Here is a 17,082-nt window from a genome sequence, read left to right on the forward strand (position 1 = left end):
CTTGTTTAAGCTGTTAGCTAATTTTGCCTTGAAGGAAACCGGAGGAATAATGACCAAGTCAGAATTGATAGAAAGACTTGCCAGCCAGCAATCTCACATTCCTGCGAAAGCAGTGGAAGATGCTGTTAAAGAAATGCTGGAGCATATGGCCTCAACGCTTGCTCAAGGCGAGCGCATTGAAATCCGCGGTTTCGGCAGCTTCTCTCTGCATTATCGAGCACCCCGCACCGGGCGTAACCCAAAGACTGGCGATAAAGTTGAACTGGAAGGTAAATACGTTCCCCACTTTAAGCCGGGCAAAGAATTACGCGACCGCGCCAATATTTACGAAGAGTAAGTTTCGCCGATCGGCGACAACATACTTAAACGTTAAAAAAGCACCTTCGGGTGCTTTTTTTATGCCTTTAAATCTCTCTTTGAAGTGACCTCGCAAAACGCGGGTTCTGTTGCGTTAACGCAGTAGATTTTGCGGATGGCGCGGCGCAGTTCCTTTCCTTGCCTGGCGACACTCTCCCCGTTTAGCGTAACACTCCCTCTGACAGGGAGGTGCTAATGCGTTTACCACAACTTGCCGGCTGTGTGATTATCGGTATTCTGCCGCTGCTCTGGTTGCCAGTGCTGCCCGGGCGGTGGGTTATCTGGGGGCTCATGGCCCTGGCGCTACTCATTGCGCAATGTCGACGCAGACCTGCGCAATACGCGGCATTGATAAAGCTGTTTTTTGTCTGGGGAGCCCTCAGCGCAGGCGAGGTGCTGTGGCCGACGGAGAGGTTAACGGACAGGAATCGCCAGGTTGACGTTGAGCTAACCGCAACGGACGGGCAGACAACGCATCAGGGGAAGATTATCCGTCTGGATGGGCGACGGCTGTTTCCTGCGCCAGGGATTAGCCTCTACGGCAGCTACCTGCCAGAAACGCCCTGCGCAGGTCAGGTTTGGGCAATGACGCTGCGCGCGCGTCCGGTACACGGACAGCTCAACGATGGCGGGTTTGATAGCCAGCGTCATGCATTGTCGCAGCATCGTCCGTTAACCGGACGCTTTATCACCGCTGACGTTCGGGTGCGGACCTGTAGTTTGCGGGCGCGTTATCTTGCTTCGCTGAATCAAACGCTGAACGCGTTGCCGTGGCAATCGGTGATGCTAGGGTTAGGCATGGGGGAGCGTCTGGCGATACCGCGCGAGATCAAGACCCTGATGCAGGAAACCGGGACATCGCACCTGATGGCGATTTCTGGCTTACATATCGCGCTAGGGGCTTCATTGGGCTGGTTGCTGCTCAGAGGTGTGCAGTTTTTTCTCCCGTGCCGCTGGCTTGGCTGGCGGGCGCCGCTGCTCGTTGGCCTGGCGAGCGCGATTTTTTACGCCGGGCTGACCGGCATGCAGCCACCCGCGTTGCGTACCTGCGTCGCGCTGGCCGCCGGCTGCGCGCTGCGGCTATCCGGAAAACGCTGGTCGCCATGGCAGCTATGGGTCTGCTGCATTGGCGCAATACTGTTTGCCGATCCGCTGGCGGTGCTGTCCGAAAGCCTCTGGCTCTCCGCGTTTGCCGTTGCGGCGCTTATCTTCTGGTATCAGCTGGCGCCGTTGCCGGGCGGCAAAAGGAGCGGGCTACTGCGTCAAAGCCTCGCGTTATGTCATCTGCAGATCGGCTTAATGTTTTTACTTGCTCCTCTACAGATCGCACTTTTTCACGGCATCAGCCTGACGTCCGTGCTGGCCAACTTGATTGCCGTACCGCTGGTGACCTTTGTCGTTGTCCCGCTAATTCTGACCGCGATGTTTTTACACCTCTGCGCGCCGTTTATCATTGAGATGGCGGTCTGGCAATCGGCGGACCGTGTTCTGGCCGCGCTATTCTGGTTCTTACGACAGCTGCCGCCCGGCTGGCTGGCGCTGGATGCGCGCTGGCTTGGGATAAGCTTGCTGCCGTGGCTGGCGTTAATCGTCTGGCGTTTTCATGCGTGGCGCACGTTGCCCGCGTTTTGTTTAGCATTTCTCGGGCTATTGAGCTGGCCCTTCTGGCGGAGTACGGCTGCTAACGAATGGCGAGTCACCATGCTGGATGTCGGGCAGGGGCTGGCAATGGTGATTGAACGCGAGGGCGCGGCGCTTCTCTATGATACCGGCCTGGCCTGGCCCGAGGGAGACAGCGGTCAGCAGATCATTATTCCCTGGCTACGCTGGCATCATTTGCAGCTTGAAGGCGTCGTTCTCAGCCACGAGCATCTCGATCACCGCGGCGGGCTAAATTCGGTGTTAAAGGCGTGGTCCCGGATATGGGTGCGAAGCCCTTTAGGCTGGGCGGGTCATTTAGCCTGCCAGCGCGGAGAAACCTGGCAGTGGCGGGGTTTAACCTTTCGCGCGCTCTGGCCGCTGCTCGGAGCGACAGCGCAGGGGAATAATCGCTCGTGCGTGGTGCGTATTGATGACGGTAAACACAGTATTCTGCTGACCGGGGATATCGAAACGCCCGCGGAACGGGCGATGATTAGCCGCTACTGGCAGCATCTTACGTCTACACTTATCCAGGTCCCCCACCACGGCAGTAATACCTCGTCGGGAATCGCCCTGCTGCGGAGCGTTGGCGGAGAAGCTGCGCTGGCTTCCGCTTCGCGCTATAACGCATGGCGCATGCCATCAACCAAAGTGATTCAGCGCTACCGAAAACAGAGTTATCAGTGGTTCGACACGCCGCATCAGGGGCAAATTACGGTGGTTTTTTCTCCGGATAGCTGGCAAATCCATGGCTTACGGGATCAAGTTTTACCGCGATGGTATCATCAGTGGTTTGGCGGGAAGGCGTAGAACGGGTAGAATATGCGGCTATTTCAACACAAGCTGGTTTATTGAATGCAGAACGATAAAGATCTCTCCACGTGGCAGACCTTCCGCCGACTCTGGCCGATTATAGCGCCGTTTAAACCCGGGCTAATCGTGGCAGCGGTAGCGTTAGTGCTTAACGCGGCTAGTGATACCTTCATGCTATCGCTTCTTAAACCGTTATTGGATGATGGTTTTGGTAAAACGGATCGCTCGGTGCTGATATGGATGCCGCTGGTGGTGATCGGGTTGATGGTTCTGCGCGGCATTACCAGCTACGTTTCGAGCTACTGTATCTCCTGGGTTTCCGGCAAGGTCGTGATGACGATGCGCCGTCGTTTATTCAGCCACATGATGGGGATGCCGGTTGCCTTCTTTGACAAACAGTCCACCGGGACGCTGCTATCGCGTATTACCTATGATTCCGAGCAGGTCGCGTCTTCTTCCTCCAGCGCGCTGATTACCGTTGTGCGCGAAGGCGCGTCGATTATTGGCCTCTTCGCGATGATGTTTTATTACAGCTGGCAGCTGTCATTGATTCTGATCGTGCTGGCGCCGATCGTGTCTATTGCGATTCGCGTGGTCTCGAAGCGTTTTCGTAATATCAGCAAGAATATGCAGAACACCATGGGCCAGGTGACGACCAGCGCAGAGCAGATGCTGAAAGGGCATAAAGAAGTGCTGATGTTTGGCGGTCAGGCTGTCGAAACCAAACGTTTTGATAAAGTCAGCAATAAAATGCGCCTGCAGGGGATGAAAATGGTCTCCGCGTCGTCAATTTCTGACCCCATTATTCAGCTGATCGCCTCTCTGGCCCTGGCTTTTGTGCTCTATGCTGCCAGCTTCCCGAGCGTAATGGAGACGCTGACGGCGGGTACCATCACCGTTGTCTTCTCTTCAATGATCGCGCTGATGCGCCCGCTGAAATCACTGACTAACGTCAACGCGCAGTTCCAGCGCGGGATGGCCGCTTGCCAGACGCTTTTCGCTATCCTTGACTCCGAGCAGGAGAAAGATGAAGGCACGCGGGTTATCGAACGCGCGAAGGGCAACCTCGAATTTAAAAACGTCACCTTCAGATACCCGGGACGCGAAGTCGCCGCGCTGCGCAATATAGACCTGAATATTCCGGAAGGGAAAACCGTGGCGCTGGTAGGGCGCTCGGGTTCGGGTAAATCGACCATCGCCAGCCTGATTACGCGTTTCTACGATGTCGATGATGGGCAGATCTTACTGGATGGCCACGACCTGCGTGAATACACCCTGAGCTCCCTGCGCGATCAGGTTGCGCTGGTGTCGCAAAACGTTCATCTTTTCAACGATACCGTAGCGAATAACATCGCCTACGCGCGTACCGAAGAGTACAGCCGCGAGCAGATAGAAGAAGCCGCTCGTATGGCTTATGCCATGGACTTTATCAACAAAATGGACAATGGCCTGGATACGATTATCGGGGAAAACGGCGTTATGCTTTCCGGCGGTCAGCGCCAGCGTATCGCTATTGCTCGCGCCCTGCTGCGTAACAGCCCGATACTGATCCTCGACGAAGCCACGTCGGCGCTGGATACCGAATCGGAACGCGCTATTCAGGCGGCGCTGGACGAACTGCAGAAAAACCGCACCTCGCTGGTGATTGCCCACCGTCTGTCGACGATTGAGCAGGCCGACGAGATCGTGGTGGTTGAAGATGGCCAGATCGTTGAACGCGGCAGCCATACCGACCTGCTTGAGCACAGGGGCGTTTACGCCCAGCTGCATAAGATGCAGTTCGGCGCATGATTGCACGCATCTGGTCCGGTGAGTCGCCCTTATGGCGGCTGCTGCTTCCGCTCTCCTGGCTCTATGGCCTGGTGAGCGGGTTGATACGGCTGAGCTATAAACTGGGTTGGCGAAAAGCCTGGCGAGCGCCGGTGCCGGTGGTGGTGGTGGGTAATCTGACCGCGGGCGGTAATGGTAAAACGCCGGTTGTCGTCTGGCTGGTGGAACAGCTCCAGCAGCGCGGTATTCGCGTTGGCGTCGTTTCACGCGGCTACGGCGGTAAAGCGGCGAGCTATCCGCTGCTGCTGAATACGGCTACCCCCACAGCGGAAGCGGGCGATGAGCCGGTGCTGATTTACCAGCGTACCGGCGCGCCGGTTGCCGTCTCGCCGGTACGCAGCGATGCGGTACAGGCCCTGCTCGCCGCCCACGATCTTCAGCTTATCGTCACAGATGATGGCCTGCAGCACTATAAGCTGGCGCGCGACAAAGAAATAGTGGTGATTGACGGCGTGCGCCGTTTTGGCAACGGCTGGTGGCTGCCTGCCGGCCCCATGCGCGAGCGCGCTTCGCGTTTACGCAGCGTGGATGCGGTTATCGTTAACGGCGGTCTCGCCCGTCCGGGAGAGATCCCGATGCAGCTTCGCCCCGGGCAGGCGGTAAATCTGCTGACCGGCGAACGCCGGGATGCGGCGGCGTTGGACAACGTAGTGGCGATGGCCGGAATCGGCCACCCGCCGCGCTTCTTCGCCACCCTTGAAAGCTGCGGCGTCAGTCCGGTAAAAACCGTCGCCTTAGCCGATCATCAGGCATTGGCGCAGAGCGCAGTCGCCGCGCTGGCGACGCCGCAGCAAACTCTGCTGATGACCGAAAAAGATGCGGTGAAGTGCCGCGAATTTGCTCAGGCAAACTGGTGGTATCTTCCGGTCGACGCGATAATGACTGACCAACGCGCGCAGCGGTTGCTCACGGACTTAGTTACCCTGGCGCAACGCTAATCGTCGTATCACCGCTTGCGCCGGAACCCTTAACGGAGAAGCTGCATGCCGGTATTGTCCCTCTCGCTTAAAGAAGCCCGCCATCTTCACCTTGCCGCTCAGGGGCTGCTAAAAAAGCCCCGTCGCCGCGCAAAGCCCGGGGATATTCTGCAGAGCATTAAGCAGATGTCCCTGCTGCAAATCGATACCATCAACGTTGTTGCGCGCAGTCCTTATCTGGTGCTGTTCAGCCGCCTCGGCCACTATCCGCAGCGCTGGCTGGACGAGGCGCTCCGCGCCGGCGAGCTGATGGAGTACTGGGCGCACGAAGCCTGCTTTTTACCGCGCAGCGACTTTTCACTGGTGCGTCACCGCATGCTGACGCCGGATAAAATGGGCTGGAAATATCACAAAGCGTGGATGACCGAACACGCCGAGGGCATTCAGGCGCTGTTGGCGCATATAGCCGAAAATGGCCCGGTTCGCTCGGCCGACTTCGAGCATCCGCGCAAAGGCGCCAGCGGATGGTGGGAGTGGAAACCGCATAAGCGCCATCTTGAAGGCTTATTCACCGCCGGTGAAGTGATGGTTATCGAGCGGCGTAATTTTCAGCGCGTTTACGATCTGACGCAGCGGGTCATGCCGGACTGGGACGATGAGCGCGACGGGCTCTCTCAGGAGCAGGCTGAAGCCATGATGTTACGTAGTAGTGCTCGCAGCCTGGGGATTTTTCGCGCGCAGTGGCTGGCGGATTATTATCGTCTGCGTCAGCCCCCGCTGCCGCTACTGTTGGCGAGCTGGCAGGAGGAGGGGCTGGTGGTGCCGGTTAACGTTGAAGCGCTGGGCGAAATGTGGCTCCACCGTGATGCTCTGGCGCTGCTGGAGTCTTCTCCCGGCGGTAGGCTCGCCGCCAGCCGCAGCGCGGTGCTTTCGCCTTTCGATCCGGTAGTCTGGGATCGCAAACGAGCGGAACAGCTGTTTAACTTTACCTATCGCCTGGAGTGCTACACGCCCGCGCCGAAACGGCAGTATGGCTATTTCGTATTACCGCTGCTGCACCAGGGGAGACTGGTTGGCAGAATGGATAGCAAAATGCACCGCAAAACCGGCGTTCTGGAAATTATCGCCCTGTGGCTGGAGGAGGGCGTCAAGGTGACGTCGGGTCTGGAGAGCGGGCTAAAACGCGCCATTGATGATTTTGCCCTCTGGCAGGACGCCACGCGGGTGAGCTGCGGGAAGCTGCCGGCGGAACTTTTTGCCGGGCAGCAACAGGGTTGGGAAATTGACGCTGCCTGAGCCCACGTGTGATATGCTGCTGAAGAATCTATTCGGTCCATCTGGAGGAATCATGGATCACCGTTTACTTGAAATTATCGCCTGTCCGGTTTGTAACGGTAAGCTGTATTACAGCCAGGATAAGCAAGAACTGATCTGCAAACTTGATCGCCTGGCTTTTCCGCTGCGTGAAGGCATTCCCGTACTGCTGGAAACCGAAGCCCGCCCGCTTCCTGTAGAAGAGAGCCAGTCATGAGTTTCGTGGTTATTATCCCCGCGCGCTTTGCTTCTACCCGCCTGCCAGGAAAACCGCTCCAGGATATCAACGGCAAGCCGATGATTGTCCATGTTCTGGAACGCGCTCGCGAATCCGGGGCCGAGCGGATTATCGTTGCTACCGACCATCCAGACGTGGCCCGCGCGGTGGAAGCCGCCGGCGGTGAAGTCTGCATGACCCGTGAAGATCATCAGTCAGGCACCGAACGCCTGGCCGAGGTGGTTGAAAAATGCGCCTTCAGCGATGACACCATCATTGTGAATATTCAGGGCGATGAGCCGATGATCCCGCCCGCGATCGTGCGCCAGGTAGCCGAGAATCTGGCTGCCAGCACCAGTGGTATGGCAACCTTAGCGGTGCCAATCCGCGATGCGGAAGAGGCGTTTAATCCGAATGCGGTGAAGGTCGTCATGGATGCTGAGGGCTACGCGCTCTATTTTTCCCGCGCCACCATTCCGTGGGATCGCGATCGTTTCGCTAAATCCCGCGAGGCTATCGGTGATTCGCTGCTGCGTCATATCGGTATTTATGGCTATCGCGCCGGTTTTATTCGTCGCTATGTGAGCTGGGCGCCGAGCCCGCTGGAGCAAATAGAGATGCTCGAGCAGCTGCGCGTGCTGTGGTATGGCGAGAAAATCCATGTCGCGGTGGCGGAAGTGGTTCCCGGTACAGGTGTCGATACGCCGGAAGATCTGGAGCGTGTTCGCGCGGAGCTGCGTTAATCTCCCCATCCCCTCCGCCAGGAGGGGATATCCCCAGGCCGTTATTCCATACTTTTTTACGTCAATTTTGATCTCACCCGATGACAACCCCGGCCCAGGCGCTCATTATGAAACCGGTAGTATTCATAGGGGTAATCAGAAATGGAACAGTTGCGTACCGAGCTGAGCCACCTGCTGGGTGAAAAACTAAGCCGCGTGGAGTGCGTCAGCGAGAAACCGTCGTCGGCGTTGTGGTCGCTATATGATGCGCAGGGAAACCCAATGCCGCTGCTGGCGCGCAGCTTTACGACGCCGGGCGTGGCGCGTCAGCTGGCGTGGAAGATATCAACCCTGGCGCGAAGCGGCACCGTCCGTATGCCGGTTGTCTACGGCGTGATGACGCACGACGAGCATCCGGGTCCCGATGTACTGCTGATTGAACGACTGCGCGGCGTCTCGGTTGAAGCCCCCGCCCGCACGCCGGAGCGCTGGGAGCAGCTGCAGGAGCAGATCGTGGAAGCGCTGCTGGCCTGGCATCGTCAGGATAGCGGAGGCTGCGTCGGGATGGTCGATAGCACTCAGGAAAATCTCTGGCCCTACTGGTACCGCCAGCGCGTGGAGGTGCTATGGAGTACGCTGAATCTTTATCAGGATACCGGCCTGACGATGCAGGACAAACGCATCCTGTTCCGCACGCGCGAATGCCTTATGGATTTGTTTAAAGGTTTCAATGATAACTGCGTGCTGGTACACGGTAGCTTCACGCTGCGCAGCATGCTTAAAGATCCGCGCAGCGATCAGCTGCTGGCGATGGTGGGGCCGGGCATGATGCTCTGGGCGCCGCGGGAATACGAGCTTTTCCGTCTGGCCGAGAGCGGTCAGGAAGAGGAGCTGCTGTGGCACTATCTGCGCCGGGCGCCGGTGGCGGAAGCGTTTCTCTGGCGGCGCTGGCTGTATCTGCTGTGGGACGAAGTGGATAATCTGGTGAATACCGGACGCTTTGACCGCGTCCGGTTTGACCTGGCGGCAAAATCAATCCTGCCCTGGCTCGCCTGAAGAACCTTTTAGCCACTGCCAGATGCGGCCTAACGTTTCGTAACCCACCCGATCGCTATGCATGAGCCAGACGGGCGAAGGAATAGCCCGCTCCCACGGGTTAAGCGGTGACTCAATCGCCAGCTGGTTGGCCGGCGCGGGCAGGGGAGTTAGCCCGGCGCGGCGAAAGAAAAGCATCGCCCGCGGCAGATGAGAGGCGGAGGTGACCAGCAGGAACGGCGCATCGCCTATCGCCATCTTCACCGCAGCGGCTTCCTCTTCGGTATCTTTTGGTTTATCCAGGACAAGGATTTCGCTGCGCGGTATGCCCAGGCTCTCTGCCACTCTGGCCCCGGCTTCTGCCGTACTGACCGGATTTGTTTTTGCCGCTGCGCCGGTAAAGATGAGTTTCGAGCCCGGATTTTCATACCACAGGCGGATCCCCTCCGTCAGCCGCGGCAGGCTATTATTGATGAGATTGGAACTGGGCGCCCAGTCCGGGTTCCAGGTGTAGCCTCCGCCAAGCACGACCACGTACTGCACGCGCTTTTCACCTCGCCACGTCGGGTACTTATCTTCAATTGGCTTGAGCAGGCTATCGGCGACCGGTTGCAGGCTCAACAGCAGCAACAGCAGCCAGCCGAGGCTGACGCAGAGCTTGCCGGTACGCTGGAAACGGCTAAACCACAGCAGGGCTATGCCGAACGCAATGAGCAGCAGCAGCAGGGGAAGCGGCAGCATCATACCGCCTAAAACCTTTTTCAGCGTAAAAAGCATGCCGTACGGTTCCTTTTTTAACCATATAACCAAAGATATGCCCGGATCTTACAACAGATCGCTTCATTCTCCGCGCGGGTATGACAAAATAGCGGCTTTGTGTTGGCGTGTGGAGTCACCCGTGCAGGATCGTAATTTCGATGATATTGCTGAAAAGTTTTCGCGCAATATATACGGCACCACCAAAGGCCAGCTGCGGCAGGCGATCCTCTGGCAGGATCTGCAACCGCTGCTGGACCGGCTGGGGCCTGGGCCATTGCGAGTTCTTGACGCGGGCGGCGGCGAAGGGCAGACGGCGATCAAAGTGGCGGAAATGGGGCATCACGTCACGTTATGCGATCTCTCTGGTGAAATGGTGGCTCGTGCCCGGCAGGCGGCTGCCGATAAAGGTGTGATCGACAACATGCATTTTGTACAATGCGCGGCTCAGGATATTGAGCAGCATTTGGAAAGTCAGGTCGATCTGATACTGTTTCATGCGGTGCTGGAGTGGATAGCCGAACCACAGGCGATGTTGCGTACCCTGTGGTCGATGCTGCGCCCCGGCGGCGCGTTGTCGCTGATGTTCTACAATGCTAACGGTCTGTTGATGCACAATATGGTCGCCGGAAATCTCGACTATGTGCAAATCGGCATGCCGAAAAAGAAAAAACGCACGCTGTCGCCGGACTATCCGCGCGATCCGCAGCAGGTTTACGGCTGGCTGGAAGAGATTGGCTGGCAGATTACCGGCAAGACCGGCGTGCGGGTGTTTCATGATTATCTGCGTGAAAAACACCAACAGCACGATAAATTTGCGGCGCTGCTGGAGCTGGAAACGCGCTACTGTCGCCAGGAGCCGTATATTAGCTTAGGCCGTTATATTCACGTCACCGCGCTTAAGCCGCAGATGCAAGGATAAACTATGAGTGAATTTTCCCAGACAGTCCCCGAACTGGTTGCCTGGGCCAGGAAAAATGATTTTTCTATTTCGCTGCCGGTCGACAGACTCTCTTTTCTGCTGGCGATTGCCACGCTGAACGGCGAGCGGATGGAAGGGGAAATGACCGAGGGAGAACTGGTGGATGCGTTCCGCCACGTGAGTGATGCGTTTGAGCAGACCAGCGAAACCATCAGCCAGCGCGCCAATAATGCCATTAACGATATGGTGCGCCAGCGTCTGCTGAACCGCTTTACCAGCGAAATCACCGAGGGTAACGCTATTTATCGCCTGACGCCGCTGGGCATTGGGATCACCGACTACTATATTCGCCAGCGCGAGTTCTCCACCCTGCGGCTGTCGATGCAGCTCTCCATCGTTGCCGGCGAACTCAAGCGTGCCGCCGACTCGGCAGAAGAGGGCGGCGATGAGTTCCACTGGCATCGTAACGTTTTCGCTCCGCTGAAGTACTCGGTAGCGGAAATCTTTGACAGCATCGACCTGACTCAGCGAATTATGGATGAGCAGCAGCAGCTGGTGAAAGATGATATTGCCCAGCTGCTGAACAAAGACTGGCGCGCGGCGATCTCCAGCTGCGAGCTGCTGCTGTCGGAAACGTCCGGCACCCTGCGGGAACTGCAGGATACCCTGGACGCGGCGGGCGATAAGCTGCAGGCAAACCTGCTGCGTATCCAGGATTCGACCATGGCGCGCGACGATCTGAATTTTATCGATCGTCTGGTGTTCGATCTGCAAAGCAAGCTGGACCGTATCGTCAGCTGGGGGCAGCAGGCGATTGACCTGTGGATCGGCTACGATCGCCACGTGCATAAATTTATCCGTACCGCCATTGATATGGATAAAAACCGCGTCTTCGCACAGCGTCTGCGTCAGTCGGTGCAAACCTACTTCGACGCCCCCTGGGCGCTCACCCATGCGAATGCCGATCGTCTGCTTGATATGCGCGATGAAGAGATGGCGCTGCATGATGAAGAGGTCACAGGGGAACTTCCAACGGATCTGGAGTACGAAGAGTTTAACGAAATTCGCGAACAGCTGGCGGCGCTGATTGAAGGACAGCTGGTGGTCTATAAAGAGAAGGGACTGCCGCTGGATCTTGGCCTGGTGGTACGCGAATATCTGTCGCAGTATCCGCGTGCGCGCCACTTTGACGTCGCGCGTATTGTGGTTGACCAGGCGGTACGTTTGGGCGTAGCGCAAGCAGATTTCACCGGACTGCCGGCAAAATGGCAGCCGATTAATGATTACGGAGCCAAGGTACAGGCGCATGTCATCGACAAATATTGAACAAGTGATGCCGGTTAAACTGGCGCAAGCGTTGGCTAATCCGTTATTTCCGGCGCTGGATAGCGCCCTGCGCGCGGGCCGTCATATCGGCCTTGACGAGCTGGATAATCACGCATTTTTAATGGATTTTCAGGATTACCTGGAAGAGTTTTATGCTCGCTACAACGTCGAGCTGATTCGCGCGCCGGAGGGTTTTTTCTATCTGCGCCCGCGGTCGACCACGCTGATCCCGCGCTCGGTGCTCTCCGAGCTGGATATGATGGTGGGTAAAATTCTCTGCTATCTCTACCTCAGCCCGGAGCGTCTGGCCAACGAGGGCATCTTCACGCAGCAGGAGCTTTACGACGAGCTGCTGACCCTCGCAGACGAAGCCAAGCTGCTCAAGCTGGTCAATAACCGTTCTACCGGGTCCGACCTTGACCGCCAGAAGCTGCAGGAAAAAATGCGCGCTTCGCTCAACCGCCTGCGCCGCCTCGGCATGGTGTGGTTTATGGGCCATGACAGCAGCAAATTCCGCATCACCGAATCGGTGTTTCGCTTCGGCGCCGACGTGCGCGCCGGTGACGATCCGCGCGAAGCCCAGCTGCGTATGATCCGCGACGGTGAAGCGATGGCGCTGGAAAATCGCCTGCAGCTTAATGATGAGAATGAAGAGAATCAGCCGGATAGCGGGGAGGAAGAGTAATGATTGAACGCGGTAAGTTTCGCTCGCTGACGCTGGTTAACTGGAACGGTTTTTTTGCCCGTACCTTTGATCTTGATGAATTAGTGACCACGCTTTCCGGCGGTAACGGCGCCGGTAAATCCACGACCATGGCCGCCTTCGTCACCGCACTGATCCCGGACCTGACGCTGCTGCACTTTCGTAACACCACGGAAGCGGGGGCGACCAGCGGCTCGCGCGATAAAGGCCTGCACGGTAAGCTGCGCGCTGGCGTCTGCTACTCCGTGCTGGACGTGATCAACTCCCGCCACCAGCGCGTGGTGGTCGGCGTTCGTCTACAGCAGGTCGCCGGTCGCGATCGTAAAGTCGATATCAAGCCTTTTGCGATCCAGGGCCTGCCAACCTCCATCCAGCCAACTCAGCTGCTGACCGAAACTCTTAACGAACGCCAGGCGCGCGTGGTGACGCTCAACGAGCTGAAAGATAAGCTCGAAGCGATGGAAGGGGTGCAGTTCAAGCAGTTTAACTCTATTACCGAGTATCACTCGCTGATGTTCGACCTGGGCGTGGTGGCTCGCCGCCTGCGTTCGGCTTCGGACCGTAGCAAATACTATCGCCTGATCGAAGCCTCGCTGTACGGCGGTATTTCGAGCACCATTACCCGCTCGCTGCGCGACTACCTGTTGCCGGAAAACGGCGGCGTGCGTAAGGCGTTCCAGGATATGGAAGCGGCGCTGCGTGAAAACCGCATGACGCTGGAAGCTATCCGCGTGACGCAGTCGGACCGCGACCTGTTCAAGCATCTGATCAGTGAAGCCACCAACTACGTTGCCGCCGACTATATGCGTCACGCTAACGAGCGACGCATTCATCTCGACAAGGCGCTGGAGTATCGTCGCGATCTGTTCACCTCCCGCGCTCAGCTCGCGGCGGAACAGTATAAGCACGTTGATATGGCCCGCGAGCTGCAGGAACATAACGGCGCGGAAGGCGATCTGGAAGCCGATTATCAGGCCGCCAGCGACCATCTGAACCTGGTGCAGACCGCTCTGCGCCAGCAGGAAAAAATCGAGCGCTATGAAGCGGATCTTGATGAACTGCAGATTCGCCTCGAAGAGCAAAATGAAGTTGTCGCGGAAGCGGTTGACCAGCAGGAAGAGAACGAGGCCCGCGCCGAAGCCGCCGAGCTGGAAGTGGATGAGCTGAAAAACCAGCTTGCCGACTACCAGCAGGCGCTGGACGTGCAGCAGACTCGCGCGATTCAGTATACCCAGGCGCTGCAGGCGCTGGAGCGGGCAAAAGCCCTCTGCCATCTGCCGGATTTAACGCCGGAGAGCGCCGACGAGTGGCTGGAAACTTTCCAGGCGAAAGAGCAGGAAGCGACGGAGAAAATGCTGTCGCTGGAACAGAAGATGAGCGTGGCGCAAACCGCGCACAGCCAGTTTGAACAGGCTTATCAGCTGGTGGTGGAGATCAACGGCCCGCTGGCACGTAATGAAGCCTGGAGCGTGGCGCGCGAGCTGCTGCGCGAAGGCGTTAATCAACGTCATCAGGCCGAACAGGCGCACGGGCTGCGCAGTCGTCTGACGGAGCTTGAACAGCGTCTGCGTGAACAGCAGGATGCCGAACGCCAGCTCAATGAGTTCTGTAAGCGCCAGGGCAAACGCTACGATATCGACGAGCTGGAAGCCCTGCACCAGGAGCTGGAAGCCCGCATCGCATCCCTTTCCGACAGCGTTTCCACCGCCAGCGAACGGCGGATGACCCTGCGTCAGGAGCTGGAACAGCTGCAGTCGCGGACGCAAACGCTGATGCGCCGCGCGCCCATCTGGCTGGCGGCGCAGAACAGCCTCAATCAGCTGTGCGAGCAGAGCGGCGAGCAGTTTGAGTCAAGCCAGGACGTCACCGAATATCTCCAGCAGCTGCTGGAGCGTGAACGCGAAGCTATCGTGGAGCGCGATGAAGTCGGGGCCCGCAAGCGCGCTATCGACGATGAAATTGAGCGTCTTAGCCAGCCGGGCGGTTCGGAAGATCAGCGCCTGAACGCGCTGGCGGAACGTTTTGGCGGCGTACTGCTGTCGGAAATTTACGATGACGTGAGCCTCGATGATGCGCCGTATTACTCCGCGCTCTACGGTCCTTCCCGCCACGCCATTGTGGTACCGGATCTGTCGCTGATTGCCGATCAGCTGGAAGGTCTCGAAGATTGTCCCGAAGATCTCTACCTGATCGAGGGCGATCCGCAGTCCTTTGATGACAGCGTATTCAGCGTCGATGAGCTGGAAAAGGCGGTGGTCGTTAAGATTGCCGATCGTCAGTGGCGCTATTCACGCTTCCCGACGCTGCCGCTGTTTGGCCGCGCCGCGCGTGAAAGCCGCGTTGAAACGCTGCACGCCGAGCGCGAAAGCCTGTCCGAGCGCTTTGCGACCCTGTCGTTTGATGTGCAGAAAACCCAGCGCCTCCATCAGGCGTTCAGCCGCTTTATCGGTAACCATCTGGCGGTAGCCTTTGAGGACGACCCGGAAGAAGAAATCCGTAAACTGAATACGCGTCGCGGCGAACTGGAGCGGGCGCTGACCGCCCATGAGAGCGATAACCAGCAGAACCGGGTGCAGTATGAGCAGGCAAAAGAGGGCGTATCCGCACTCAACCGCCTGCTGCCGCGTCTGAATTTGCTGGCCGATGACTCGCTGGCCGATCGCGTGGATGAGATCCAGGAACGCCTTGACGAAGCGCAGGAAGCCGCGCGCTTCGTCCAGCAGCATGGGAATCAGCTGGCAAAACTGGAGCCGATCGTTTCCGTGCTTCAAAGCGACCCAGAGCAGTTTGAACAGCTGAAAGAAGATTACGCCTATTCGCAGCAGACTCAGCGCGACGCGCGTCAGCAGGCATTTGCGCTGACCGAAGTGGTGCAGCGTCGCGCCCACTTTAGCTACTCCGATTCCGCAGAGATGCTGAGCGGTAATAGCGATCTGAACGAGAAGCTGCGCCAGCGTCTGGAGCAGGCTGAGGCGGAGCGCGCCCGTACCCGCGAAGCGCTGCGTACCCACGCCGCGCAGCTCAACCAGTACAACCAGGTGCTGGCATCGCTGAAAAGCTCCTACGACACCAAGAAAGAGCTGCTCAACGACCTGCATAAAGAGCTTCAGGACATTGGCGTGCGCGCCGACGCCGGCGCCGAAGAGCGCGCTCGTCTGCGCCGCGATGAGCTTCATGCTCAGCTCAGCAACAACCGCGCGCGGCGGAACCAGCTCGAAAAAGCATTGACCTTCTGCGAAGCGGAAATGGATAACCTGACCCGCAGGCTGCGCAAGCTGGAGCGCGATTACTGCGAAATGCGCGAACAGGTGGTCAGCGCTAAAGCCGGCTGGTGTGCGGTCATGCGCCTGGTGAAAGACAACGGCGTGGAGCGTCGCCTGCATCGTCGCGAGCTGGCCTACCTTTCGGCAGATGAACTGCGCTCGATGTCGGATAAGGCGCTCGGCGCGCTGCGTCTGGCGGTCTCGGATAACGAACACCTGCGCGATGTACTGCGTATTTCTGAAGATCCGAAACGCCCGGAGCGTAAAATCCAGTTCTTTGTCGCCGTTTATCAGCATCTGCGCGAGCGTATTCGCCAGGATATCATCCGCACCGACGATCCGGTGGAAGCGATTGAGCAGATGGAGATCGAACTCAGCCGTCTGACGGAAGAGCTGACCAACCGCGAGCAGAAGCTGGCCATCAGCTCCCGCAGCGTGGCCAATATTATCCGCAAGACTATCCAGCGCGAGCAAAACCGTATTCGTATGCTCAACCAGGGGCTGCAGAGCGTCTCCTTCGGCCAGGTCAACAGCGTGCGTCTGAACGTCAACGTGCGGGAAACCCACTCGATGCTGCTGGACGTGCTGTCAGAACAGCATGAACAGCATCAGGACCTGTTTAACAGCAATCGTCTGACCTTCTCGGAAGCGCTGGCGAAGCTGTATCAGCGCCTCAATCCGCAGATTGATATGGGGCAGCGTACGCCGCAGACCATCGGTGAAGAGCTGCTGGACTACCGCAACTATCTGGAGATGGAAGTGGAAGTTAACCGTGGTTCCGACGGCTGGCTGCGCGCGGAATCCGGTGCGCTATCGACCGGTGAGGCTATCGGTACCGGGATGTCGATTCTGGTGATGGTGGTACAGAGCTGGGAAGATGAATCCATGCGCCTGCGCGGTAAGGACATTTCGCCGTGTCGTCTGCTGTTCCTTGATGAAGCGGCGCGTCTGGATGCTCGCTCTATCGCGACGCTGTTCGAGCTCTGCGATCGTCTGGAGATGCAGCTGATTATCGCGGCGCCGGAAAATATCAGCCCGGAAAAAGGTACCACCTATAAGCTGGTGCGTAAGGTCGTGAATAATCACGAGCACGTGCACGTCGTCGGGCTGCGTGGCTTCGCGCCGCAGCTGCCCGAAACGCTGCCGGGAACGGCAAATGCTTCATAGGATGGTACAATAACCAGCCAAAGGGCGACGCGATGTCGCCCTTTTTGTTATCCGTTCCTGTACTTTAGGATTGTATAATCTTTTAACTTCTTTACATTT

Annotated in this window: 13 protein-coding genes; 12 read left to right on the top strand and 1 reads right to left on the bottom strand. The window is 57.9% G+C overall.

Features of this window, described 5'->3' with window-relative positions:
* Positions 1–49: 49 nt before the first annotated feature.
* The 8 genes from ihfB to CDA56_RS25535 all read left to right on the top strand — a co-directional run bounded on the left by ihfB (position 50) and on the right by CDA56_RS25535 (position 8,867).
* On the top strand, positions 50–337 hold the full coding sequence (gene ihfB / locus CDA56_RS25500) for an integration host factor subunit beta (protein ID WP_004100704.1): 288 nt from the start codon (positions 50–52) through the stop codon (positions 335–337).
* A 215-nt stretch (positions 338–552) separates the two neighbouring features.
* On the top strand, positions 553–2,808 hold the full coding sequence (locus tag CDA56_RS25505) for a ComEC family protein (protein ID WP_103814750.1): 2,256 nt from the start codon (positions 553–555) through the stop codon (positions 2,806–2,808).
* Between the two features lie 45 nt (positions 2,809–2,853).
* On the top strand, positions 2,854–4,602 hold the full coding sequence (gene msbA, locus CDA56_RS25510) for a lipid A ABC transporter ATP-binding protein/permease MsbA (protein WP_014228642.1): 1,749 nt from the start codon (positions 2,854–2,856) through the stop codon (positions 4,600–4,602).
* Positions 4,599–5,579 (top strand): tetraacyldisaccharide 4'-kinase, encoded by a 981-nt coding sequence (lpxK, locus tag CDA56_RS25515; RefSeq protein ID WP_103814752.1) that lies wholly within the window; start codon positions 4,599–4,601, stop codon positions 5,577–5,579. Before msbA ends, lpxK begins: the two co-directional genes overlap by 4 nt.
* Positions 5,580–5,624: 45 nt before the next feature.
* Entirely contained in the window at positions 5,625–6,854 is a 1,230-nt protein-coding gene (locus CDA56_RS25520; RefSeq protein WP_103814754.1) for a winged helix-turn-helix domain-containing protein, read from the top strand.
* A gap of 52 nt (positions 6,855–6,906) precedes the next feature.
* Positions 6,907–7,089, top strand: a complete 183-nt coding sequence (gene ycaR, locus CDA56_RS25525; RefSeq protein WP_004130952.1) for a protein YcaR — start codon at positions 6,907–6,909, stop codon at positions 7,087–7,089.
* Positions 7,086–7,832 carry a 3-deoxy-manno-octulosonate cytidylyltransferase gene (kdsB, locus tag CDA56_RS25530; protein ID WP_104011458.1) on the top strand — a complete coding sequence of 249 codons (747 nt, stop codon included), beginning with the start codon at positions 7,086–7,088 and terminating at the stop codon, positions 7,830–7,832. Before ycaR ends, kdsB begins: the two co-directional genes overlap by 4 nt.
* A 141-nt stretch (positions 7,833–7,973) precedes the next feature.
* Complete coding sequence (locus tag CDA56_RS25535; RefSeq protein WP_014228646.1) at positions 7,974–8,867, top strand: YcbJ family phosphotransferase; 894 nt, start codon at positions 7,974–7,976, stop codon at positions 8,865–8,867.
* Here the strand turns inward: CDA56_RS25535 and elyC are convergent.
* Positions 8,844–9,623 carry an envelope biogenesis factor ElyC gene (gene elyC / locus CDA56_RS25540; protein WP_048261063.1) on the bottom strand — a complete coding sequence of 260 codons (780 nt, stop codon included), beginning with the start codon at positions 9,621–9,623 and terminating at the stop codon, positions 8,844–8,846. The two genes, CDA56_RS25535 and elyC, sit on opposite strands and share 24 nt — an antisense overlap.
* A 121-nt stretch (positions 9,624–9,744) precedes the next feature.
* Between elyC and cmoM the strand changes: the two genes are divergently transcribed.
* Genes cmoM through mukB form a run of 4 tightly spaced genes read left to right on the top strand, consistent with a single transcriptional unit; the run spans position 9,745 to position 16,983 of the window.
* On the top strand, positions 9,745–10,524 hold the full coding sequence (cmoM, locus tag CDA56_RS25545; RefSeq protein WP_103814757.1) for a tRNA uridine 5-oxyacetic acid(34) methyltransferase CmoM: 780 nt from the start codon (positions 9,745–9,747) through the stop codon (positions 10,522–10,524).
* A gap of 3 nt (positions 10,525–10,527) precedes the next feature.
* Positions 10,528–11,850, top strand: coding sequence for a chromosome partition protein MukF (gene mukF, locus CDA56_RS25550; RefSeq protein WP_004849491.1), 1,323 nt, complete (start codon positions 10,528–10,530; stop codon positions 11,848–11,850).
* Positions 11,831–12,535, top strand: coding sequence for a chromosome partition protein MukE (gene mukE, locus CDA56_RS25555; protein ID WP_004100725.1), 705 nt, complete (start codon positions 11,831–11,833; stop codon positions 12,533–12,535). The genes mukF and mukE overlap by 20 nt, the downstream gene beginning before the upstream one ends.
* Positions 12,535–16,983, top strand: coding sequence for a chromosome partition protein MukB (gene mukB / locus CDA56_RS25560; protein ID WP_048261061.1), 4,449 nt, complete (start codon positions 12,535–12,537; stop codon positions 16,981–16,983). Before mukE ends, mukB begins: the two co-directional genes overlap by 1 nt.
* The last annotated feature ends 99 nt before the right edge of the window (positions 16,984–17,082 follow it).

The organism is Klebsiella michiganensis, from assembly GCF_002925905.1.
In the GTDB taxonomy this organism is placed as follows: Bacteria; Pseudomonadota; Gammaproteobacteria; order Enterobacterales; family Enterobacteriaceae; genus Klebsiella; species Klebsiella michiganensis.